Here is a 23,500-nt window from a genome sequence, read left to right on the forward strand (position 1 = left end):
TTTACAAACGTTCGACAGCATGAAGCATTTCAAACAAGAACTAGAAGATTATATTTATTATTACAATCACCAACGAATTAAGGTGAAATTAAAAGGCATGAGCCCGGTTGATTACCGGGTTCATGCCTTCAAGGTTGCCTAACTAAATAAAGTGTCTAACTTTTTGGGTTCACTTCATGACATGGGGTGCTCTTTTTTTGCGGGAATGGATCATTCCATTCCATGAAATAAAATACATCGAATCAAAAAAAGTTGGGACCAAGAAAATAACAGGAACCGCACTTTATTATCAGCGAGGTCCCGGTGTGTAGCAGCTTATATCTCGGATACATCGATTTCTGAATACTGGGTATTGAAACTTTTCTGAAGACGTATTTCCAAAGTTGATTCTTTATATTGGGCCGATGCCCCTTTTTTCTTAACAAGTGCGGGGAGTGTAATGACATGCCGATCCGACTCTTCAGGAATCCCCTCGATGATGGATTGGTTAGATGTATGGTAAAGTTTCATTTTTTTTAGCCAAGATTCATCTTCTATGGGAATTCTTACAAAGACATATAAGTGGGTTTCAAATACTTCTGCATGTAAAGGAAGTTCAGATCTGGCATTTACTTGTGAGCCGCCATTTACTTGTGAGCTGCCATCATTTTGGTTCATCATACCTTGCATATTGTCAGGGATGACTTGTGAAAATACTTTTTCGATGAACGATTGTACATCACTTTGCTGCATATTTTTCATGAATTCCTTCTGGTTCGAGTTATTCTTAAAAGAAAAAAGTGAATTCCAGGGAAACATAATGGATTCCTCTCTCCTGCTTTTGGTCTGACAGGTTTATTTGTTATATTTTATGCAGTTAAAGCCCATAGGTTCTTTATTATAATTACTAAATTATCGAAAATGGAATAAACTTATGTATAATTAAGTAAAATCCATTAGATAAAGAGGGTAAAGCCTGTGGATGACAAAGTAGCTTTTATTACTGGTGGAGCAACGGGAATCGGCAAAAGGATGGCACTTTCACTTGCGGATAATGGAATGTCCATTATCATTACTTATCGAAAAAGTAAAAAGGCAGCTTTAGCATTAGTGGATGAATTACAGGAAAGGTACCATGTTAAGGCAATTGCGATTCAAGGTGACTCGTCGAGTGAGGAGGATTGCCTGAATATTTTGCAAAAGATTTCGGAGTCATTTGGCCATGTTGATATTTTCATTCATAATGCAGGGCCATATATGCATGACCGTAAGCCCATGACTGAATATGGCAGTGATGAATGGAAATACATCATGGATGGAAATTTAAATGGTTTTTTCTATTTTGCTAAAGAGCTTATTCCACAAATGCGCAGTAGAAACTGGGGTAGAGTCATTACATTGGGGTTTGAACGGTGTGAAACTGCACCAGGTTGGATCTATCGTTCTGTTTTTGCTGCTGCCAAGAGCGGCTTGACCTCCTTGACAAGAACTTTAGCTGCCGAAGAAGCTACACATGGCATCACCGTGAATATGGTCTGTCCCGGTGATATCGTAGGTGACTGGAAAGAGGAGGAAATTAGGGTCGCGAGAGAAGAAAAGGATGATACGGTTCCAGTCGGCAGACCGGGAACAGGGGAAGATATAGCGAGGGTCATCACGTTCCTTTGTGATGAAAAATCAGATTTCATTACCGGCAGCATCATACCGGTAACAGGCGGTAAGGATGTTCTTGGGAAAATATATAAAGCCTAGTGGTTTAGGAGTTTAATTCAGAATATAAAAAGGGTGGGGCCGGTATAATCCAGCTCCACCTTTTTTTACGTCATTTTTTTATATTTGACTTGCTGTATGAACCGTAAGCGAGCCGCCAAGCCTATAGCTCCGAGAGCCAAGCCGGAAATTAAGCCGATCCAGTACCCAAAGGCTCCCATATCCGTATACTTTGCAAAGAAATAGCCAATGGGAAGTCCGAGAATCCAGTAGGAGACAAGTGACATCGCAAATGTGACATTTACATCTTTATATCCACGCAAAATACCCTGAATAGGTGCCTGCAGGGCATCCGATATCTGAAAGAAGATGGCATATATCAAGAAATGTGAAGTCAACATCATTACCTCATGGTCTTTGGTGTATAAAGCCGCCACAGGTTCGCGGAAGAGGAATAAGATGGTCGACAAAACGAGCGACATCGTCAATGCCATTGAAATGCCAATCCAGCTATACTCTTTGGCGTCTTTATAACGGGCTGCTCCAATTTCAAATCCAATGACGATCGTCAATGCCATGGATATACTTAGCGGGATCATATAAAGCAGTGACGCAAAATTCATGGCGATCTGATGCGATGCAATTGTCACGGTGTCATACTTACTCATTAAAAGGGTGACGGCCGAGAAAATGCTGGTTTCAAAAAAGATAGCTAGTCCGATGGGTACCCCGATCAATAATAAGGCCTTCCATTCTTTCCAGGAAACCCGGAAAAATTCACTGAAAACATCATATGTCGAAAATGGGTTGATTTTTATCACAACAAGGATGGCCACAAGCGCAATTAACCAATACGTAATGGCAGTGGCGTAACCGGAACCGACACCGCCAAGTTCAGGGAATCCAAACTTCCCGTATATTAACAGGTAATTAAAAAGGACGTTTACCGGGAGTGCACATAAGGTGATGATCATGGAAATCCTAGTCTGTCCCAGAGCATCAATGAAAGCTCTCAACGCATTATAAACGAATAAAGGAAGGATACCGAGTGAAAGGGCGATCAAGTAATCATGGGCCACCATGTGAACACCATCTTCAAGGTCCATGGCACTCAATATGGGGTTCAAAGAAAACGCCCCAATGACTAAAATGATCAAGGCTAAAGTTACAGCTAAATAAATGGCCTGCATCACGGAATAGGAAACGGATTTAGACTGCCTGGAACCTACCAGCTGCGAAACCACTGGCGTCAAGGCAATCAATATCCCGCTCAGCCCCGTGTACACTGGTGTCCATAGCGAACTGCCGATGGAGACGCCAGCAACGTCCTGGGTGCTGTATTGTCCCGACATCATCACATCAAAAAAAGTCATGGCATACATGCTGATTTGGGTGATCAGGATAGGTATCAATATATAAAATAACAAGCGGATCTTTTGGGATTTAGTATAAGTCTGATTCATCAAAGTACCTCAATATCAATATTTGGAATTTTCAACACAATGAAAGAATTATATCACATAAGCATGTGATGTTTTAAGAGTTTTTATTAGAGGTTAAAAAAGACTTGCCGTATTGGGCAAGTCCTTTTGTCAGTCGCGCATGGATTCAAAATCATTCATGGCTTCAAAATTTGAGTCTTTTTGAAGAATGAATGCCTGTGAAGGAATGGCAATTTGTACATCTTCCTGATCCAATATCTCCATTATTTTAAAGTTCACATCTTCTTTGATTGATAAATATCCCCCAAAGTCCGTCGCATTCGTGAAGAAATAAAGGTAAAGGTTGAAACCGGAATGACTGAACTCATCAAATTTAACCAAAATCGTTTCAGGATGTACTTCAGGATGATCAATGAGCATTTTTTCAATTTCCCTAATGACATTTTCCAATTTTTCTTTTGGTGTCGTGACATTTACGCCCAAATGAAAGGCAATCTGTCTTTTGCCCATCTTGGACCAGTTGATGATCGGTTCATTCGAAAGGGTGGCATTTGGGACTGTAACTAAAGCTTGGGCAAAAGTCCGAACTTTGGTGCTTCGGAATGTGATGTCTTCGATGGTTCCCTCCACACTGGGAGTTTTGACCCAATCTCCTATGGTAAAAGGTTTTTCGGTAACGATGACGATACCCCCAAAGAAATTGCTGACGGTATCTTTAGCGGCAAGAGCGAAAGCCAAACCACCCAAACCAAGCCCCGCAACAAATCCATCGACATTAAATCCCCATTCTTCCGCAATGATGGAGGCACCAAAAGCAATGATGATCAATTTTATGATTTTCGTAAAGAACGGCATGACGATTTGATCGACTTCAAGTCCGAATTTACTTACCAATTTCGGAAATAATATAGTAAAGCTCGAACTGATATTAAAAATCGTCCAAAAGAATAAGAAAACAAAAAACGATCTATATATTTTCGATCTGAATTCAACCGAAGGTGAGTCGATCGGAAAATAGTGCATGGATATAATGATACCAATCAAAACGATAAGCAATCTTACCGGTTGTTCTATAGCGAGCATTAAGTTGGCGGCAAATTCTACTTTACGTTTTTCTGCAATTCGTAGAAAGAACTTGAATATATATGTAGTAAATACTTTTCGAAGCAAAAGGAAAATTAGAAAAATGCCAATGGAAATTCCTAAATTGGTCCAGGCTTCGATTCCATCAAATTGATCGAGTGATTCAGAAACTTCTTGCAATGTATTACTCCTCCAATGTATCTTGTAGTATTGTAGAATACTAAGATTATAATATATTCATGCTGAAAAAGGAAAAATAATCGATGATTACATTCATCATTGGGATTTAGCGATTCACTGAATACTTTTTCAAGTTATTAATGGCAAGGATATATGGTAATATGGATGCAAAGTGATTTTTTAAGTTTGGAAGGTGGAAATATTGACTAAGAAAATAGTATTTACCGGAGGCGGTTCTGCCGGTCATGTATCTGTTAATGCAGCAATCATCCCTGAATTTTTAAAGCATGATTGGGATGTTACTTATATTGGATCAAAAAAAGGCATTGAAAAAAATATCATCGAGACGGAATTTCCCGAGGTCCGTTATGAAACGATTTCCGTTGGAAAATTTCGGCGTTATCTATCTGTTGAAAATATGAAAGATCCTTTCCGGGTCATAAAAGGGATTTTTGATGCACGAAAAATATTAAAAAAGACCAAGCCGGATTTCATTTTTTCTAAAGGTGGATTCGTTTCGGTTCCAGTCGTTTTGGCAGGCAGGATGCTGAGAATACCGATCGCGATACATGAATCGGATTATACGCCTGGTCTGGCTAATAAGATTGCCATGCCGCTTGCATCTAAAATCTTCACCACTTTCCAGGAAACGGAAAAAGATCTTCCTAAAGAGAAGGCCATGTATCTTGGCGCTGTATTGCGCGATGGGATTTTTACTGGAAACGCTTCTGCTGGAAAGACATTTTGTGGATTCACGAATAACAAACCGGTATTGCTCGTTATGGGAGGAAGCCTTGGGGCCGTTAAAATCAATAATCTGATTACAGATAACCTTGATGCCTTATTAAAGGATTATCAGATTATTCACATTTGCGGGAAGGGGAATGTGAAAACGGAATTGAAACAAAGGGGATATGCCCCTTTTGAATTCGTACATGAGGAATTATTCGATCTTTTGGCGGCTGCTGATGTCGTTGTGTCAAGGGCAGGTTCAAATTCAATTTTTGAATTCCTTGCTTTGCAAAAGCCGATGTTGCTTATCCCTCTAAGTGCCAATGCATCCCGTGGAGATCAAATCCTGAATGCGTCAAGCTTTGAAAAACAGGGTTTTTGTAAAGTCATCGAAGAAGAAGAGCTAAATGACCGGATTTTTAATGCTGCATTGGCGGATTTAGTGAAACAATCGGATGAATATCAGGAGAAAATGCGTCAAAAGCGCCCATTCAAAACGGCAGCTGAAATGTATGAATTACTACTTAAAGTAATGGGTGCAAAAAAATAAGTATCAATCCCCTCTATGTAGCATATCTTTTCGAACAGAGGAGGGGGTAGAATGGCTTATGAATATTCCAAAGGGTGGTTCATTCAGCAGCTGAAAGCCGCAGGGATTAGCTATCATCCAATTGAGAAAAAAAAGCTGGAGCTGTATAAAACCTATATTCTAAGGCGTCTATACGACGATCTGCAAAAAAATAAATCTTAAAGAAGAACCGCAACGTCGTTGACGCTGCGGTTCTTCTTTATAGGAAATTACTTATAAAAGGAAAGAAACAGGAAATAAGGATACCTGCGATAGCCATTGCCGCACCTGCGACAGCCCCAGTAAACTCACTTTCCTGGGCAGCTTGAGCCGTTCCGAGACCATGGGCGATCGTACCATAAGCGATACCGCGTGCGAAAGGCATCGTAATGTTTAGTTTATCCATCATTTTTGGAGCGATCATCGTACCCAGCACCCCAGTCAAAATGACGAAGGCTGCTGATATATTGGAATTTCCGCCATAAAGTTCGGTGATTTCAACAGCGATGGGCACTGTAATGGATTTAACCGCCAATCCTTGGAGTATGATTTGCGGAAGTGAAAATGCTTTAGCGATGGCAAAGGCAATGAACAATGTGACCAGAAGACCAAAAACCATGCCGCTAATTGCCGGCATTGCATATTTAACGATTATTTTTCTATTTTTATAAAGTGGTACGGCCAAAGCAACGGTAGCTGGTCCCAGGAAGTAGGTGATGATGTCCTTTCCTGGTGAATAATCTTCGAAGTCCAAACCGCTGATCAGCAGTACGAGAATAATTGTAATCGTACTGAAAAATACGGGTGTCGTAAAAGGTGATGGATGTTTAGCATATATTTTCCTTCCAATGAAATAGGCAAGGATGGTTATCAAGATGCTATAAGTTGTGATGAGCTCTGTCATGCTGCTTAACCTCTTCTCTATGGGATAGCTTCTGGACGGTCCAAGCCGAAACGATGAATCCAAAAACCAGGCTGACTCCCAATGTCAGTGCCAATGGCAAACCGAATTTAATGAAAAGCCATCCCATGGTCATTAAACTGATTGAAATGGGAATGAAGAAAAAGGCTAAGTGCTTTACCAAAAATCCTGAAGTAAGTTCAATCCATTCTACTTTTATTACCTTCGTCTGTAATAAACCGAATAATAGAATCATGCCGATGACGTTGCCTGGTATGGGTAAATGAAGTAAATTGGCTAAATAATAGCCGAGCTTGCAAATGATGAGCAGGAAGATGAGCTGCACGATAAAAGCAAATGTTTTTTTCATGATTAAGTCCTTTCAATGACGCTTTGAATATATTGTTGAATTGGTCAATTGTATTCATTATAAAAAAATATCCCTAAAAAGAATAGGGATTTGCAGCAATCGATCTTAAACATCCTGTGAAAATGGAAAAAAGAGCTTTCCAGGTTTGGAAGCTCCGGCCATTATATGAAAAGAAAAACAAAGCCATGTTGAAATGTTCTTCGCTCTATGCTTCGAGTAACTGTTGTTCGTCATCATCATGCTGTCTAAGGATATGAAAGGTGTATAAATCTTTAGGGATTTCATACAAATCGTATATATCTCCTTCATGATTGATTTGATCATAAAGGGATTTTCTGGTTTCGTTGGCATTGACGGCATAGGGAAGCTTTTCTGCGGCTTTTATAGAGCGGATATTTTTTTTACGGATACGCATGAAGACCGTTTCCAAACCGAGCTCGAAAAAAAGCTCTTTAAAGAAAGCGTCTTTTGCAATGGCATTATACCCTTTTCCATGATAAGGCTTGCCGAGCCATGTGCCTAAGAAACCTGCACCATTTTCAATATCGTATAAAGAAATACAACCGATGGGATTTTCCCATTCATCCAAGATTGTTCGTGATATGAGTTGCCCAGCATCTTCGGCTTCGATCGTTTGCTTAGTAATGAAAACATATTCTTCATATGAATCTACCTTTTGGCGCACGAAAGGGAAGACATCTGGATGCGTCATTTGTTCATAAAGAGAAAAACAATCTGTGAAATCTCTCTTTTTTAACATTTCCGTCCCTCCGTTTGAGGGCAGTTCTTATGCGTAGTCGCTGCCCACCCTCGAAATTTTTTAAGTCGCTCATCAAAAAATTTCGGGGTGGGAATCGAACCCACTAGAACCGGAAACCGGTGGCGCACCATTTGCCTTCCCTATTTTTATTGTCAGAAAGTATGCAAATCAAAAGAACCTTACGAAGGTATAATACTAAAAAAAAAACGGTTTGGGAATAGGTTTTTTGCCTTTTTTTTTCGTCAAATTTCAACTTTTTCAACAAGGGTGAATTTGAAAGGCAAACGTATGCATTTTTCCATGAAAAACTGTTTTTTTCGCCTGCTTTTTTCTTTAAAATTCACCTGTGAATTGCATGAATAAAATGATCACGCCGAGGGCCCATACATAAATGGAGAATATTTTCAGTGATCTCTTTTTTAAGAAATCGATCATCCATACTACGGCTATATAACCAAAGATTGCTGCTGCCAGGGTTCCGACGAAAAGTGCAGTGAGTGGCAGCCGTTCAACTTCTCCTGTAAAAATCGGTTTCATCTGAAATACAATGCCGCCGGTAATGGCAGGAATTGATAGCAAAAAGGAAAAATAGGCTGCAGTGGGCCTATCCAGCCGGCAGAATAGGCCAGCGGCTATCGTTAGGCCGGAACGCGAAAGGGCAGGCATGATGGCAGCAGCTTGGAAGGTACCGATGATCAAGGCATCTTTAATCGAAATTTCATTAAGGGATTTGCCGCCTTTTCTTACTCCGTCCGCTACCCATAAAATCAGTCCGGTCGCTAAAAATTCCCAGCCTATGGTCACGCCTGTTTTTGAAAGGCCATCGAACCAATCGCCGAGTAAAATGCCGGCAATCACTGCAGGGATTGTCCCGGCAATGAGAAGCAGGGTCATTTTAGAGAAAGGTTTTTTCAAAATGGCAATAATGTCATTCTTATAGACGACCACTAACGCTAGCAAGGTACCGATATGGAGCATGGTATCCAGAAAAATGCCGGCCTCGTCAAGATGGAAGATATGCCGTCCTAAATATAAATGTCCAGTGCTTGAAATAGGTAAAAACTCAGTCAAGCCTTGAATGATCCCAAGGATGAAGGCTTGAAATTCGTTCAGCAAAAAAACATCACTCCATTCTAGAAGGTATGGGACATCCATTATTTAAACTGTATGCACAAGACGGATGAACATATTCTGATTTTTTGTCATATATAGTGCCATTTGGGTTTTATGAAGAAAAGGCAGTCCAAATTTACTTTTTTCGAATATAATGAGAGGGAAAATGAAACTATTTTGCATTTGATTCGTAATTATTCGTATGAGAAAGGAGGAGAAGACACTATGCCTACTAAAGATGAAAGAGTGTTTGCTGCCCTTATTTATGTGATCAGCTTTTTTACAGCATTTCTCGGTCCTTTAGTGATTTGGTTATTGAAGAAGGACTCTTCACAATTTGTCGATTATCACGGAAGGGAATACATGAATTTTTTCATTTCCTACACCGTATATTCAATAGTTGCAGGGATACTCACTATAGTATTGGTTGGATTCTTGCTATTGCCTGTTATCGGGATAGCTTTAGTCGTATTCACCATCATCGCTGCCGTTAGGGCTTATGAAGGAACGGATTATAGGTTCCCGTTGATTTTCAGGATTTTATAGTAATGATGTAAAAAGGATTCCGTTCAATTCGGAGTCCTTTTTTATAGGAACCAAGTTGGGAATTGCCCTACATTAAAAAGGGAATAGATCACATTAAAGCGAATAAAGTATTATGATAACTACTTCAATGCACTTTTAGAAAGTGGATGCCGGGCGGTTTGTGGTACTGCAGATCAATATTCGTTCAAGGCAGCAATCTTTCTTATAAGGAGTGAGGAGCAGAGCAGGATATGAATATACGTGAATATTATCAGAAAACAAGCAATTCAAATTTTCATGCATCTTGGATATCACTTCTTTTGGCCGTTGTATTTTTCATTTGCCATATTTTCAAAATGATTCCGGGCAATATATTATTGATAACGTCTCCTTTTATTTTCTTTAGCATTGCCCAATTTGTCAGTCATCGTATATATGAAAATAGAATGAAGGAATTGCCTGATGATCACATCGGGACAAATGCTGGGTTATTTAAAAATGAACATGTTTTATTGACTTTTATGCCAGCACCGACATTGCGCCTGCTTCTATTTGCGCCTGATGGATCTCTAATGGGAGAGGTAAGGGATTTGAATATGAAGTGGTTCATGTGGATGATACCCAATTTCTTGTCTATGCTTTTGGCCAAGCGTTATGAACTGGTGGACCATGAGGGGCGTTTGCTGGCTAAGTACCATATCAAAAGGGGACTTTTCAATAAAATGACGATCATGGATGATCAAGGCGGCATTATTGGATCTTATCAAGAAAATCGGTCATTCGTGAAGGTTAATGGAATGATATATAAGGAAGATGGTACGGAATGGATGCCCATTGAAACGCCGGGAAGTGTGAATTCATTCGAAATTGCCACAATAGAAGGGGGGAAAATCGTTTCATACCAAGAGGGCTGGATGCCTTTGGAGTGGGGGAAACGATTCAAGACAAATACACCCATCCTTTCTTTTTCATCAAATGTTGATGAAATTCCTAAAATCATCGTCTTTGGGTTCTGTGCAGCCACGCTAAATCATCGTTCAAATTGACTAGGATTACTTCTTTAGCAAATCTTTAAAATATTTGATATAATCATAGTGGGATACATAGATTAAATACTCAATTAAAAGGTGGTAAATATGACTTTACTTAATGAGATTCTTGATTTTAATGAACAGTTTGTAGAAAAAGGTGAATATGTCAAGTATAGAACGGATAAGTTCCCTGAGAAACGTATGGTCATCATTAGCTGTATGGACACTCGGCTCGTTGAACTATTGCCGAAATCCTTGAATGTCAAAAATGGCGATGTCAAAATCCTGAAGACTGCCGGGGCAATCGTCTCCCATCCATTCGGAAGTGTCATGCGGAGTATCCTTGTTGCCGTTTATGAGTTAAAGGCGGATGAAGTATTGGTCATTCCTCACCATGATTGCGGGATGGCATCAGTCGATGCTGATTCTATGGTAGGGAAGATGCTCGAACGTGATATTCCACAAAGCACCATCGATACCCTTGGAGCCTCAGGAATAGATATTCGCAGTTGGCTTCGCGGATTTGATGATGTTTATGAAAGTTGTAAGAAAAGTGTGGAAGTGATTAAAGGACACCCTTTGATTCCTAAAAATATTCCTGTACATGGTCTTATCATTTCGCCTGACACAGGGAAGCTGGAATTGGTAGTCGATGGGTATGCCGAAGGACAAAAATAATATATTCAACGAGGCTGTCGGGATTATTTCCGACAGTTTTTTTCAAATTCTGATCAATACTATTTATTTTTATCCTTTTTTTTGTTAAAATCGCCAAGTGTGGTTTGTCACTAATACAAACGGGTGGGCGAGGGACAAATTTAATAAGGATACAACATGAAGAAATTAAACTTGGAGACGTTTTTTCATTTTTCCGACTATGGAACGAATGGGAAGCGTGAAATCCTTGCTGGAGTGGTCGGCTATTTTACAATAGTCTATATTCTCATCGTGAATTCCCTGATTTTATCGGAAGCGGGCATTCCGATTAATGGTGCAGTGATTGCGACGATTCTTTTATCGGCTTTAAGCTGTGTCATGATAGGACTTTGGGCGAATGTCCCAATCCTCCTCGTTCCAGGAATGGGCGTAAATGCCCTATTTGCTTATACCATGGTCCAAGGAATGGGTCTATCTTGGCAATCGGCATTGGGTGCTGTATTTATCTCAGGGGTTATTTTTGTAGTCATCGCTTTTACAAAATACTCTAAGTTAATCAGTGATTCGATTCCAAGGTCGATAAAAGAAGCCATATCTGTCGGTCTTGGCTTATTCTTGATGCTAATCGGTCTCGAGAAGGGCGGGATAATCACAAGAGGTTCATCATCTATCGTCGCACTGGGAGATTTAAGCGATCCAGCGGTGTGTGCAACGGTGTTGACCTTTTTGCTGGCAATTACACTGTTCATCAAGAATGTCCCCGGTAATTTCATGATTACCATCCTGGCAGGCAGCCTCATTGCTTATTGGTTCGGGACAGTTCAACTTTCAAACATTCATTTTTCAGGCATTGACACAGCTTCCTACGGCGATCTATTCTTTTCATTATCGTTCTTGGAAGCGAACCGGATAGAATTCTGGATAAGTGTATTTGCAATGACGATGGTTCTTGTTTTTGAAAATATTGGTCTTGTACACGGGCATGTAGATAGCATAAACCGCCAGGATGCCTATAAAAAGTCGCTGCAGGCGACAAGTGTGTCCGTTCTGTTTTCAGGTATATTCGGTTCGAGTCCTACCGTTGCTACAGTTGAAACGGCAGCTGGAATCGCATCAGGAGGCAGAACTGGTTTTACTTCCGTGGTGACGGGCGTGCTATTCATTCTATCACTTCTATTTATACCGGTGATAAAAGTAATCCCTGATAGCGCCATTGCCCCCATCTTAATTATCATTGGCATTTTGATGCTCGGAAATATAAAAGAGCTGGATTTCAGCGATTTAACCGAGAGCATACCTGCAATCATGATCATTACGATCATTCCTTTCACTTACAGTATTGCCGATGGAATGGCATTCGGTTTCATCCTGTACCCGTTCTTGAAGCTGGTAACCGGAAAAGCGAAAGAAGTGTCAGCCCCGATGTATGTGAGTGCCGGAATGTTTATCGTCTATTTCATCATTGGTATGATCGGTAAATAATTCAATAGAGCGGTTGGAATGAGTTAATTCTTATTCCAACCGCTCTTCTTATTGGTTTTTTCGTCGGAAAAAATGGATATATTGTGATTTACGCGATGACACATCCATCTTGAAAATGCTATGATATAGAATATTAAAAAAATGATATATGACAAGCAGCATATTAGAGGATGTGACAGGATGATTATTGAAGGTTTAAAAAGCCATGGTTCAGGAAATGATTTCTTAATCATTGATGAATTGACTACGACCCTGACGTTTACTGAAGAAGAGCGGAAAAATTTCGCGAAGGCCCTATGCAATAGGGAGAAGCTTGGGGCGGATGGTATTTTGTTCGTAATGAAAAGTGAACATGCTGATTGCCGGATGCGTGTTTTTAATGCGGATGGTTCGGAAGCCTCGATGTGCGGCAATGGACTTCGCTGTGTTGCACGATACGCGAACGACGTTCTAGGACTCGATAAAATGATTGTTGAAACCATGAAGGCAAATCTACTCGTGGAAAAAACGGAAGATATTTATGAGGGAATTCCGACTTTCAAGGTGGAAATTTCACCGGTAAGTTTTAATGTGAAGGATCTACCTCTTGTATTGGCTAAAGAACAGTTGCAAAACGAATTATTGCCGGAACTTCATGATACCCTATTATTTTCGGCATTGGCGGTTCCTAATCCACATTTGATCACGCTGGTTGATAGTGAGATTTTGCAAAGTGGTTTGCAGGACGAACTTTCAACAAAGGTCAATCAACCGAATGAGCTTTTCCCTGATGGTGTCAATGTCAGCTTTGTGAAAGAGCTGGAACCAGGGAGCATTTATGTGCGGACATTCGAACGGGGGGTAGGCTTCACGAATGCGTGTGGAACGGCGATGTCAGCCTCAAGCCTAGTAACATGCTCTGTTGGATTAAATGCGTTGGAAAGTGAAATATCTGTCTACAATAACGGCGGAAAAGTTAAATGCGTGGTCCACCATGATGATGAAAGCCAAAAGTATTCAATTGATTTAATCGGGAACGCAACCTATGAATTCAAGGTATCGATTGAAATGGACATAGACCAGCCTGAAAAATTTGAAGTGCTTGAAAAAGAGGATTTTGAATTGGAAACAAGCTTATATGCCAGGCTTCAGGATGAAGTTCAAAGTTATTTGAAAACAAAATTATAAAAAATTTTCAGACTGCAGCAAACTCGAAGAAAAGAGAGTTTGCCTGCAGTTTTCTCATTTAAAAACCTCTTAGTAATGTAATCAAAAGACCATTCCAGTTGATCCGGACCGGAAGTCCTGCTTAGAAAAGTGCGTTACAGGAAGAGTGCCGGGTGAGGGGGATCAACGTTGCATTTTAAACTCCTTAAGACCAATCAGTTGTTGGTCTTTTTTTGTTTTAGGAACGACAATACTTCCAAAAAGGCTGGTCCATTATCGATGAGTCTGTAATCCATAAATGCACACCCTTCCCTTTTTATTCTGCTTGGTATGGTTTCAATCGTAAAGTCCTTTAACTGGAGACTTTCGTCCACTTCCTTCCAAAACAAAGGTGTAGCCACACCAGCGAAAGAATTTCCCCGCGGGGAATAAGGAAGGATGATGGTTTTTCCTTCACTATGCTGCACAAAGTCCAAGTAAAGTCGATTATGCCGATTTATTTTCATCCTTTCCGTTGTAAAATCATTTGGGTTGGAACTTGATAAGTAGTCACCGAGAAAGTCAGTGAAAATGCGTGTCTCCTGATAAGTAAATGTGTCTACAGGCAGTGGGATGTGTATTTGCAGTCCTTTGTTACCTGAAGTTTTTACAAAAGCTTTTATCCTTAATGAATCCATCACCTTCTTTATTTCCTGTGCGGCCTTTATCGCTAAGGAGAAATATTCGATGGAAGGAGGATCCAAGTCCAGGACGATTTCGTCGGGACGTGTTTTACCCGCTTTCTGAAATGGCGCATGGAATTCCAATGCAAGTTGATTGCCGAACCAAAGAAGCGTTTCAATATCGTTACATAGCATATACTCGATATCTTCATCAATGAACGTTTTAATAAAGGACGGCGCATAATCAGGTTTGTTTTTCTGGAAAAATCTTTCCTTATCCAAAGTGCCATGAGGATAGCGGATCGTCGTAAGCAGTTTATCCTTCAAGAAGGGTAAGAAGAAAGCTGAAACCTCCCGTAAATAATGAAGGTATTCAACCTTTACCACCTTTTTATTTCCTGTTATCCAAAGCGGTTTATCCCTGGAAGTTATTTGCACAGTATCTGGAAATGTATATTGACCTAGCACGAATTTCTCCCAGGTACATTCTTCGGGAGCCGTTTGTAAAAGCCATTGTGAAAACTGAGGCTCACGCAATTCATTCTCCTCATACACGTGTAAGAATTGGACTTCGATGCAAATGGATGGATGGATATAAAAAAATTGTATGTCCTCGTCTGATGCATTTTGCTTGATCAGTTCATATAATATCCTTTTATCTTGAGGACTCAGTCCATTTTTAACACTTCCGATTTTGGTTACGGCACCTTCTTTGAAAACTGCGAGGGAAACGTAACCATTTTCTTTGTGCAATGCTGTAATGAAACAAGAAACGGTCTTCCAATTTTTCACCTTGATCCATGAGGCAGTACGTTTCCCTTCCTGCCAAGTCCCACGAATTTCCTTGGCGACAACCCCTTCGCCATCTAATAGGGTGACCTTATTCAAGGCATTATCCAATACGTCAAAACTCTCTATTAATTGTATCAAAGCCTTATCGTTGGGATCAGGAGGCATAGGAAAGCCAAGATTTGCCCCCATATTCAACATCAATTCCCTTCTTTCTTCCATGGGTTTAGCTGCTACGTTTTTTCCGCTGATGCTAAGCAGGTCAAACGCTATGAACCGGCATGGGGAAAAACGGGCCTTTTCTGAAATTAAGGATTGTTTCCCAAGGCGTCCCCGCCACTGTATTTGAAAAAAGTCGGCTTTCGCCTGATTGGTAAGCCAGACCAATTCGCCATCAATCCGAAGCGGGAGATATTCTTCCAGGTGCAGATTTTTGATGTAAGCAATGATTTCCGGGAATTGTGGTGATAATTCCTTTTCGTTCCGACTCGAAATGCTAATGGTATCGGAGTCTATCGTTAATATAGCCCTAAAGCCGTCATATTTGACTTCATAACGCCAATCCTTGGAATTGGGGGCTTCAGGGTAATAGGTAGGCAGCATCGGTTTCATTTTTTGTATTTACCTCCGCAAATAATTGATTAACATTATTTTGCCAAAAAAACGAAGTGTTAGAGTTGGCAATTGTTTTTTCGGTTTTTTTTGAACAAAGGGGAATAATAAAATTGTTCTTCTCTTTAAAAATAAGTTATGAGGTGACGAATATGCATACGATGTGGAAGGGGAGCATATCATTCGGTTTGGTGAACATTCCGATCAAACTTCATGCTGCAACGGAGGATAAGGATATTTCTTTGAGGACGTTGCATAAGGAATGTCATTCACCGATTAAATACGAAAAGGTTTGCCCGGTATGCCAGAAAGAAGTGGGGAAGGATGATATAGTCCGCGCTTTTGAGTATACAAAGGGAAAGTTTGTTGTATTGGAAGACAATGAACTAGAACAACTGAAAAAACAAAACGAAGAAAAAGCCGTGGAAATCGTGGATTTTGTTAAAATTGAAGAAATAGATCCCATTTATTTTAACCGGAGTTATTACATGTCTCCTAATGACGGAGGGATAAAAGCTTATTCCCTTTTGAGACAGGCCCTTAAGGAATCGAATAAGGTAGGGTTAGCGAAAATTATCATTCGCTCTAAAGAACAAATGGCGGTAATCCGAGTCGTTGATAATACCTTAGTGATGGAAACGATTCATTATCCGGATGAAGTTCGCCCCACAGCGGATGTTCCGAATATTCCTGCCACCGATACCATTGTAAAAAAAGAAATCGATACTGCTGTATTATTGATAGATCAATTAACGACTACTTTCGATCCGACAAAATACACCGATGACTATCGAACCGCGTTACTTGAATTGATTGAATCAAAGAAAGCAGGACAGACGACGATTCCAGCCAAAACAAAAGAACCAATTTCCAACAATGTAACCGATTTAATGGAGGCATTACAGGCATCCATTGACCGTACGAAACATGATGAAACGGAAATGAAAAAGACGACCCGAAAGAAAGTGGCACCGAAAAAAAAGAAACAAGCTTAAACAGGAAGCTGAGCGGAAGACACATGATGTCGCTCGGCTTTCTGCTTGTTTTAGCAAGGTAATTTGCTTTCTAAATGGTAAGGAAAGTGAATTAATAGGGGGGAGATTTACATAGTAAGGAAAGTGCAAATATGTAAGTGGATCACGATGTAAGAACCAGAATGGAATTAAAATAAAATGGTGGCTGGAAATGAAGGCAAAAAAATTCGCTCCCTAAAGAGCGACAATGAGGAATTCAATCGTGAAAATCAACATATAGGCGAACGGTTGTAGTTTTCGACTATATATTGTGTTCATATTCTACCATATTTAATTCTGAAATAGCAACAAAATTACTGAAACAAACCTATGAATTTTTCTGGAAATCAATGATATTTCCCCCATTTAACAGCTCATGAGGCTTTTGCATTTTCATATTCTTATAAAATACTACAGAATAAAATGGACTTTTAGTATAATTTATACATACAGGATGATATAAATTAAATATGAATGGAAGATGCAAAATGGAAAATGGAAAAATCAAAGCACTTCATGCCGGGAAGCCGAAACAAGAAATTTTTTCAAATATCGAAATCTATTCAGCAATGGATAAACAAGAACAGGATAATGTGACAGTGACTAAATCAGGTATAATTGGTGATGGGGTTGGTAATGTAAAGTTCCATGGAGGTCCTGATCGCGTTTTGTGCTTTTACCCCTTTGAGCATTATTCAATATGGAATGAAAAATTCTCTAAAAAACTGGAAATCCCTGCATTCGGTGAAAATTTAACCGTAGCGGGGATGAGGGAAGAAACAACATATATTGGCGATATTTATCAAATAGGCGAAGTGATTGTTCAAATTAACCAGGGGAGGATACCTTGTTCGACCATTTCCCATTTCAATCAAGAACCTAAGTTTTTGGAACTCGTGCTGAAAACGAGTTTCACTGGTTATTTTGCAAGAGTACTTCAAGAAGGAACGATAAATAAACAAAACGATATTGTGCTGATAGATCGTTTGCAGGAAAAAATTTCAGTTCATTATGCAGCAGAGGTACTCCTTCATAAACGAGATGGGCTGGAAGGAGCAAAGGCTTTACTTACACTAGACTCGTTAGCGGAAGACTGGAAACAAAGGATTTTGAAGAGGGTTCAAGCTGCAAAAGGTTGAATGATTTTTGCAAAAGTGAAAAAAATGTCGATCAGGTATTGAAATTGACAGATTATTAATGTAAATTAAATATAATCAAATTTTGAAATCTTATGAAAATTATATAAATGGATCTTATCGAGAGAGGTGGAGGGACTGGCCCGAAGAAACCTCAGCAACCAGCTTAGGCAAAGGTGCTAAATCCAGCAAGCAGAGCTTGATAGATGAGGAGAATGTTTCAAAAAACCTTCTTCTTTGAGAAGGTTTTTTTTCCTTTTCTCTCATACTCATAGAATACGACAAAAACAGGATTGTTTTTGAGAGAGGGTGTAATGATGAATTTTCGTAAAGACGTGAAAGAAAGAATACTGGTTGGGGAAGGGGCAATGGGGACCTTATTGTATTCGAATGGCATCGATCAATGTTATGAGGAATTAAACTGTACGAACCCAGATCAAATAGAGTCCATCCACCGTGCCTATCTGGAAGCCGGTGCAGATATCCTTCAATCGAATACATACGGAGCCAATTTCAACAAATTGAAACGGTATGGAATTGAAGATGAAGTAAGCAGAATCAATCGCCAGGGAGTCATTCTTGCTAAAAAAGCGGCAAAAGGAAAGGCATACGTCTTCGGTACCATAGGGGCACAGCGGAGCATCAGGAAATCGGATTTAAGCATGGAAGAGATAAAACGGGGTTTTCGTGAACAGCTATACAGTCTTTTGATGGAAGACCCTGATGGGATTCTCTTGGAAACATTTTATGACCTGGAAGAACTGGAAACCGTCCTGCAAATCGTTAAATATGAAACTGGACTGCCGATCATAGCAAATGTTTCGATGCATGAACTGGGAAATCTTCAAAATGGAATCCATTTAAATGAAGCTTTTCAAAAACTTGAGCAACTGGGTGCCGATGTTGTTGGGGTGAATTGCCGTCTCGGTCCACATCATATGATTCGGGCCTTGGAAGAAGTGAGTTTGCCAAAGCAAGCATCAATTGCCATATACCCAAATGCCAGCCTCCCGGATTATGTGGATGGAAGGCTCGTCTATAAAGCTGTGCCTGAATACTTCGGTTCAAGTGCCCTAGAACTTCGTGAGCAGGGTGCCGCAATCATAGGAGGGTGCTGTGGAACGACTCCGCTGCATATTCAAGCTGTAAAGAATGCGATTGGAAGTTTGGCTCCTGTGAAAGAGAAATTTACGAAATCCCGTGAAATAGAAATAATTGAAGTGAATGATAGAGAATTGGAACGTCCCCTGTTCGAAAAGGCCAAAACAGAAAGGACGATTCTAGTTGAACTTGATCCTCCGAAAAAGTTAGGTATAGAGAGCTTCATGACTGGTGCCGAGGTTTTGAAAAAAGCAGGGGTCGATTCCATTACATTAGCGGATAATTCGCTTGCCTCACCAAGGATATCGAATGATGCACTGGCTAATTTACTGAAAAACCAATTGAATATAGAGCCGATGGTGCATATAACATGCCGTGATCGAAATTTGATCGGACTGCAGTCACATTTAATGGGTCTGCAGACGGTGGGTCTGAACGAAATATTGATCATCACCGGAGACCCTTCAAAAATTGGGGACTTCCCGGGCGCCACTTCGGTTTATGATTTATCTTCCTTTGACCTAATAAGTATGGTCAAACAATTTAATGAAGGTCTTTCCTATTCGGGTCAAAGTTTGGGCCAACGGGCGAATTTCAAAATTGCTGCAGCATTTAATCCCAATGTGAAATATCTGGATAAAGCGGTACTGAGAATGGAAAAGAAGATTGCCTGCGGTGCCCAATCCTTCTTGACACAGCCAATCTATTCCGTGGAGCAGATCGAAGAAGTATATGAAGCCACAAAACATTTAGAAACCCCGATCTTCATCGGTATCATGCCCTTGACAAGCACCAGGAACGCCGAATTCATCCATAATGAAATCCCAGGCATCAAATTGCCTGATAATGTTAGAAGAGTCATGGCGTTAGCGGGGGATGACCCTGTAAAGTCGAGGATTGAAGGAGTGAATATCGCGCGAGAGCTAGTGGATGCGGCAAGGGAAAAATTCAAGGGCATATATTTAATCACTCCGTTCCTTCGCTATGAAATGACGGCGGAACTTACGAAATATATTAGAAAAGTCGATAGTAAACATACATCAGAGGTGGCAGTACATGAATAAAAAAGCGATTCAAGATCAGTTAAATTCTAAAATACTCCTTCTTGACGGGGCGATGGGAACCATGCTTCAAGCGGAGAATTTGACGGCAGGGGATTTTGGAGGGGAACAATTCGAGGGCTGCAATGAATATTTATCATTGACGCAACCGGAAATCATCCAATCCATTCATGAAAAATATTTAGCAGCGGGTGCAGACATCATTGAAACAAATACCTTCGGAGCGACCAGCATCGTACTGGAGGAATACCAAATAAGCACTATCGCTTACAAGCTAAATAAGATTTCAGCTGAGCTTGCCGTTAAAGCTTGTGAAAAGTACTCCAATGATGAATGGCCAAGGTATGTAGCTGGCTCGATGGGTCCAACTACAAAAACGCTTTCCGTAACGGGAGGAACGACTTTTGATATTTTAACCGATTCCTATGCAGAACAGGCACTCGGTCTCTTGGATGGCGGGGTAGACTTGTTATTGGTGGAAACCTGTCAGGATATGCTTAATGTCAAGGCTGCCTTTTCCGGAATCAAAGCAGCATTCGCTAAAACAGGAAAAGATGTGCCTGTCATCATATCAGGGACAATCGAGCCGATGGGCACTACACTTGCTGGCCAGTCCATAGAAGCTTTTTATTTATCGGTTGAACATATGAAGCCCGTTGCGGTCGGCCTTAATTGTGCAACAGGGCCGGAATTCATGATAGACCATATCAGGACACTTGCAGATATATCAAATAGCGCCATTAGCTGTTATCCGAATGCCGGGCTCCCTGATGAAGAAGGCCACTATCATGAGTCACCTACTTCACTGGCAGAGAAAATGAAGCAATTTGCCGAAAAGGGATGGATCAATATCATTGGCGGATGTTGTGGTACGACACCAGAACATATTAAAGAACTTTCCAGGGTCCTCGAAGGCATGAAACCCCGTACAATTACGGAAACAGCCCATGGTCATGCCGTATCGGGCATAGAGCCGCTAATTTATGATGATTCAATGCGGCCTTTATTCGTAGGTGAAAGAACGAATGTTATCGGTTCCCGAAAATTCAAGGAACTGATACGCGGAAAGCATTATGAGCCAGCTGCCGAAATTGCACGATCCCAGGTAAAAAAAGGGGCCCATGTCATTGATATCTGTCTTGCTGATCCAGATGGGGATGAGCTTGGCGATATGAAGGAATTTGTGGAAGAGGTCGTCAAAAAAGTGAAAGTCCCATTGGTCATCGATACTACGGATGAAGCCGTGCTTGAACAAGCATTAAAACATTCACAAGGAAAATCGATCATTAATTCCATAAACCTTGAAGATGGTGAAGAGCGCTTTGAAAAAATAGTGCCATTAGTCCATCAATATGGTGCTGCCGTTGTCGTAGGAACCATCGATGAAACTGGGATGGCAGTTGATGCTGAACGGAAATTGGAAGTGGCTACACGGTCTGTGAATTTGCTCGTTAATAAGTACGGTCTGAACAAAAGTGACATCATTTTTGATCCGCTTGTATTTCCTGTAGGTACAGGGGATGAACAATATATTGGATCTGCATTGGAAACGGTGAATGGAATAAAGGCGATTAAAGAAAAGTTTCCGGAATGCCTAACGATACTTGGCATTTCTAACGTTTCATTCGGTCTGCCAGCGAGGGGAAGAGAAATATTAAATGCAGTTTTCCTCTACCATTGTACAAAGGCGGGTCTCGATTATGCTATCGTGAATACAGAAAAACTTGAACGTTTCGCTCTGATACCGGAAGAGGAAGTGAAATTGGCTGAGGCACTGCTATTTGAGACTTCAACTGAAACTTTAGCGATTTTTACCGAGTTTTATCGCGGGAAAAAAGCGGAGAAGAAGGATAATGGTGTGATCCTGCCATTGGATGAACGTTTAGGTAACTATATTATCGAGGGAACGAAAGAAGGATTGGTTGAGGATTTAAATGAAGCGATTGAGCGCGGTGACACCCCATTGGAAATCATCAATGGACCATTGATGGATGGCATGAGTGAGGTGGGGAGATTGTTTAATGACAACCAACTTATTGTCGCAGAGGTGCTTCAGAGTGCTGAAGCGATGAAGGCGGCTGTATCTCACCTTGAACCACTAATGGAAAACTCTGAAGATAGTGCTAAGAAAGGGAAAATCCTTTTAGCGACCGTCAAGGGAGATGTGCATGATATCGGGAAAAACCTAGTGGATATCATCCTATCCAATAATGGCTATGAAGTCATTGATTTGGGAATAAAGGTCGCACCGCAACAAATCATAGAAGAGGTTCGAAAACATGAGCCAACCATCATTGGCCTATCAGGGTTACTTGTCAAATCTGCACAGCAAATGGTTTTAACAGCACAGGATTTAAGGCAAGCGGGAATAGACACCCCAATTTTAGTGGGAGGGGCAGCATTATCCCGTAAATTCACCGATTTTAAAATATCACCTGAATATGAAGGACCGGTTTTATATTCCAAAGATGCGATGGATGGTTTGGCTGTAACGAATATTTTACATGACTCTGACAAAAAAGTGGTGTACTTGGAAGAGTTAGTCGAGAAACGGGAAAGAGCGAAAGCGAATGCCGCCATTGCTGCCACGATGGAAAAACCTGTTCGGAAGCAGTCTACAGCTGCCCCTTTAAGCGATGCTCCTGTTCAAATCCCGCATGACATCAAGCGTCACGTCCTGAAAAACTATCCATTGGATGTCATCCAGCCGTATATTAATAGGCAAATGCTGATTGGACATCATTTGGGGTTAAAAGGTAAAGTGTCCGAATTGCTTAAGCAAGGGAATGAAAAAGCAGTGCAACTCAATGAACTCGTTGATGAATTGATTGAATTTCTTAAGACGGAACCGGATTACGGTTTGAATGCAGTTTATCAATTTTTCCCTGCTCAAAGCGAAGGAGATAAGCTATTGGTATACAACCCGGAGAACCATAACGAGGTTTTGGAAACTTTCGACTTCCCCCGGCAAGATACGAATCCGCATCTTTGTTTAGCGGACTTCGCGAAACCAATCTCCTCCGGGCAAATGGATTATGTTGGTTTCTTCCTGGTCACTGCCGGAAAAGGGATTAGAAAATGGGCAGAAAAACTAAAGCTTGAAGGCGATTTCTTGAAAAATCACGCCCTTCAATCACTTGCTCTCGAAACAGCTGAAGGTTTCGCAGAAAGAATTCATCAATTAATGCGGGATGATTTAGGTATAAGCGATCCGATTGAAATGTCCATGAAAGAGCGGTTTGCCGCTAAGTACACCGGGCAAAGGTTTTCATTTGGTTATCCTGCTTGTCCTAATCTGGAAGACCAGGAGAAGCTATTCCGCCTGTTACAACCTCAGGATATTGGCGTGGAATTGACTGAAGGATTCATGATGGAACCAGAGGCTTCCGTGTCAGCCATTGTTTTTGCACATCCTGAAGCCCGTTACTTCAATGTCGATCGATAACT

The 23,500-nt window shown here is 40.7% G+C and carries 21 protein-coding genes and 1 riboswitch; of the genes, 13 read left to right on the forward strand and 8 right to left on the reverse strand.

Annotated features, from left to right (window positions below; all coding sequences use genetic code 11):
* On the forward strand, positions 1 to 142 hold a 142-nt coding region (locus N0M92_RS14185; RefSeq protein ID WP_260285602.1), incomplete at its 5' end, for an IS3 family transposase.
* Between the two features lie 173 nt (positions 143 to 315).
* Here N0M92_RS14185 and N0M92_RS14190 read toward each other — a convergent pair.
* On the reverse strand, positions 316 to 741 hold the full coding sequence (locus tag N0M92_RS14190; protein ID WP_260286372.1) for an Hsp20/alpha crystallin family protein: 426 nt from the start codon (positions 739 to 741) through the stop codon (positions 316 to 318).
* A 216-nt stretch (positions 742 to 957) separates the two neighbouring features.
* Here N0M92_RS14190 and N0M92_RS14195 point away from each other — a divergent pair, with 216 nt between their 5' ends.
* Positions 958 to 1,731, forward strand: coding sequence for an SDR family oxidoreductase (locus N0M92_RS14195; protein ID WP_260286373.1), 774 nt, complete (start codon positions 958 to 960; stop codon positions 1,729 to 1,731).
* Between the two features lie 65 nt (positions 1,732 to 1,796).
* Here N0M92_RS14195 and N0M92_RS14200 read toward each other — a convergent pair whose 3' ends face one another.
* The gene (locus N0M92_RS14200; RefSeq protein ID WP_260286374.1) at positions 1,797 to 3,152 is read right to left on the reverse strand and encodes an MATE family efflux transporter; all 1,356 of its coding nucleotides are present in this window, start codon (positions 3,150 to 3,152) and stop codon (positions 1,797 to 1,799) included.
* 129 nt (positions 3,153 to 3,281) lie between these two features.
* Positions 3,282 to 4,394 carry a mechanosensitive ion channel family protein gene (locus tag N0M92_RS14205; protein WP_260286375.1) on the reverse strand — a complete coding sequence of 371 codons (1,113 nt, stop codon included), beginning with the start codon at positions 4,392 to 4,394 and terminating at the stop codon, positions 3,282 to 3,284.
* A 193-nt stretch (positions 4,395 to 4,587) separates the two neighbouring features.
* On the opposite strand from N0M92_RS14205, the gene N0M92_RS14210 reads away from it, so the two are divergent.
* Complete coding sequence (locus N0M92_RS14210; protein WP_311202558.1) at positions 4,588 to 5,676, forward strand: undecaprenyldiphospho-muramoylpentapeptide beta-N-acetylglucosaminyltransferase; 1,089 nt, start codon at positions 4,588 to 4,590, stop codon at positions 5,674 to 5,676.
* Between the two features lie 51 nt (positions 5,677 to 5,727).
* The gene (locus N0M92_RS14215) at positions 5,728 to 5,877 is read left to right on the forward strand and encodes a YflJ family protein (protein WP_260286377.1); all 150 of its coding nucleotides are present in this window, start codon (positions 5,728 to 5,730) and stop codon (positions 5,875 to 5,877) included.
* Between the two features lie 37 nt (positions 5,878 to 5,914).
* On the opposite strand, the gene N0M92_RS14220 is transcribed toward N0M92_RS14215, so the two are convergent.
* The 4 genes from N0M92_RS14220 to N0M92_RS14235 all read right to left on the reverse strand — a co-directional run bounded on the left by N0M92_RS14220 (position 5,915) and on the right by N0M92_RS14235 (position 8,838).
* On the reverse strand, positions 5,915 to 6,598 hold the full coding sequence (locus tag N0M92_RS14220; RefSeq protein ID WP_192205139.1) for an LrgB family protein: 684 nt from the start codon (positions 6,596 to 6,598) through the stop codon (positions 5,915 to 5,917).
* On the reverse strand, positions 6,573 to 6,965 hold the full coding sequence (locus N0M92_RS14225; protein WP_260286378.1) for a CidA/LrgA family protein: 393 nt from the start codon (positions 6,963 to 6,965) through the stop codon (positions 6,573 to 6,575). Before N0M92_RS14225 ends, N0M92_RS14220 begins: the two co-directional genes overlap by 26 nt.
* Positions 6,966 to 7,170: 205 nt before the next feature.
* Positions 7,171 to 7,725: a GNAT family N-acetyltransferase gene (locus N0M92_RS14230; protein WP_192205137.1), complete on the reverse strand. Its 555-nt coding sequence runs from the start codon at positions 7,723 to 7,725 to the stop codon at positions 7,171 to 7,173.
* A 333-nt stretch (positions 7,726 to 8,058) separates the two neighbouring features.
* Positions 8,059 to 8,838: an undecaprenyl-diphosphate phosphatase gene (locus tag N0M92_RS14235; RefSeq protein ID WP_260286481.1), complete on the reverse strand. Its 780-nt coding sequence runs from the start codon at positions 8,836 to 8,838 to the stop codon at positions 8,059 to 8,061.
* 225 nt (positions 8,839 to 9,063) lie between these two features.
* Here N0M92_RS14235 and N0M92_RS14240 point away from each other — a divergent pair, with 225 nt between their 5' ends.
* From N0M92_RS14240 to dapF, 5 genes are all read left to right on the forward strand, one after another.
* Positions 9,064 to 9,384 (forward strand): DUF4870 domain-containing protein, encoded by a 321-nt coding sequence (locus tag N0M92_RS14240; protein WP_260286379.1) that lies wholly within the window; start codon positions 9,064 to 9,066, stop codon positions 9,382 to 9,384.
* Positions 9,385 to 9,614: 230 nt separating this feature from the next.
* Positions 9,615 to 10,409 carry a hypothetical protein gene (locus N0M92_RS14245; protein ID WP_260286380.1) on the forward strand — a complete coding sequence of 265 codons (795 nt, stop codon included), beginning with the start codon at positions 9,615 to 9,617 and terminating at the stop codon, positions 10,407 to 10,409.
* 90 nt (positions 10,410 to 10,499) lie between these two features.
* Positions 10,500 to 11,072, forward strand: coding sequence for a beta-class carbonic anhydrase (locus tag N0M92_RS14250; protein ID WP_260286381.1), 573 nt, complete (start codon positions 10,500 to 10,502; stop codon positions 11,070 to 11,072).
* Between the two features lie 156 nt (positions 11,073 to 11,228).
* Positions 11,229 to 12,533, forward strand: coding sequence for an NCS2 family permease (locus N0M92_RS14255; protein ID WP_260286382.1), 1,305 nt, complete (start codon positions 11,229 to 11,231; stop codon positions 12,531 to 12,533).
* A 180-nt stretch (positions 12,534 to 12,713) separates the two neighbouring features.
* Positions 12,714 to 13,700 carry a diaminopimelate epimerase gene (gene dapF, locus N0M92_RS14260; protein ID WP_260286383.1) on the forward strand — a complete coding sequence of 329 codons (987 nt, stop codon included), beginning with the start codon at positions 12,714 to 12,716 and terminating at the stop codon, positions 13,698 to 13,700.
* A 194-nt stretch (positions 13,701 to 13,894) separates the two neighbouring features.
* On the opposite strand, the gene ligD is transcribed toward dapF, so the two are convergent.
* Positions 13,895 to 15,742: a DNA ligase D gene (ligD, locus tag N0M92_RS14265; RefSeq protein ID WP_260286384.1), complete on the reverse strand. Its 1,848-nt coding sequence runs from the start codon at positions 15,740 to 15,742 to the stop codon at positions 13,895 to 13,897.
* Between the two features lie 152 nt (positions 15,743 to 15,894).
* Here ligD and ku point away from each other — a divergent pair, with 152 nt between their 5' ends.
* From ku to metH, 4 genes are all read left to right on the forward strand, one after another.
* Positions 15,895 to 16,737 (forward strand): non-homologous end joining protein Ku, encoded by an 843-nt coding sequence (gene ku, locus N0M92_RS14270; protein ID WP_260286385.1) that lies wholly within the window; start codon positions 15,895 to 15,897, stop codon positions 16,735 to 16,737.
* Positions 16,738 to 17,243: 506 nt separating this feature from the next.
* Positions 17,244 to 17,894, forward strand: a complete 651-nt coding sequence (locus N0M92_RS14275) for an MOSC domain-containing protein (protein ID WP_260286386.1) — start codon at positions 17,244 to 17,246, stop codon at positions 17,892 to 17,894.
* Between the two features lie 111 nt (positions 17,895 to 18,005).
* Positions 18,006 to 18,104: riboswitch (SAM riboswitch) on the forward strand.
* A 104-nt stretch (positions 18,105 to 18,208) separates the two neighbouring features.
* Positions 18,209 to 20,056 (forward strand): bifunctional homocysteine S-methyltransferase/methylenetetrahydrofolate reductase, encoded by a 1,848-nt coding sequence (locus N0M92_RS14280; protein ID WP_260286482.1) that lies wholly within the window; start codon positions 18,209 to 18,211, stop codon positions 20,054 to 20,056.
* Positions 20,049 to 23,498 (forward strand): methionine synthase, encoded by a 3,450-nt coding sequence (metH, locus tag N0M92_RS14285; RefSeq protein WP_260286387.1) that lies wholly within the window; start codon positions 20,049 to 20,051, stop codon positions 23,496 to 23,498. The genes N0M92_RS14280 and metH overlap by 8 nt, the downstream gene beginning before the upstream one ends.
* The last annotated feature ends 2 nt before the right edge of the window (positions 23,499 to 23,500 follow it).

Source organism: Peribacillus aracenensis, from assembly GCF_025175645.1.
Taxonomy (GTDB): Bacteria; Bacillota; Bacilli; order Bacillales; family DSM-1321; genus Peribacillus; species Peribacillus aracenensis.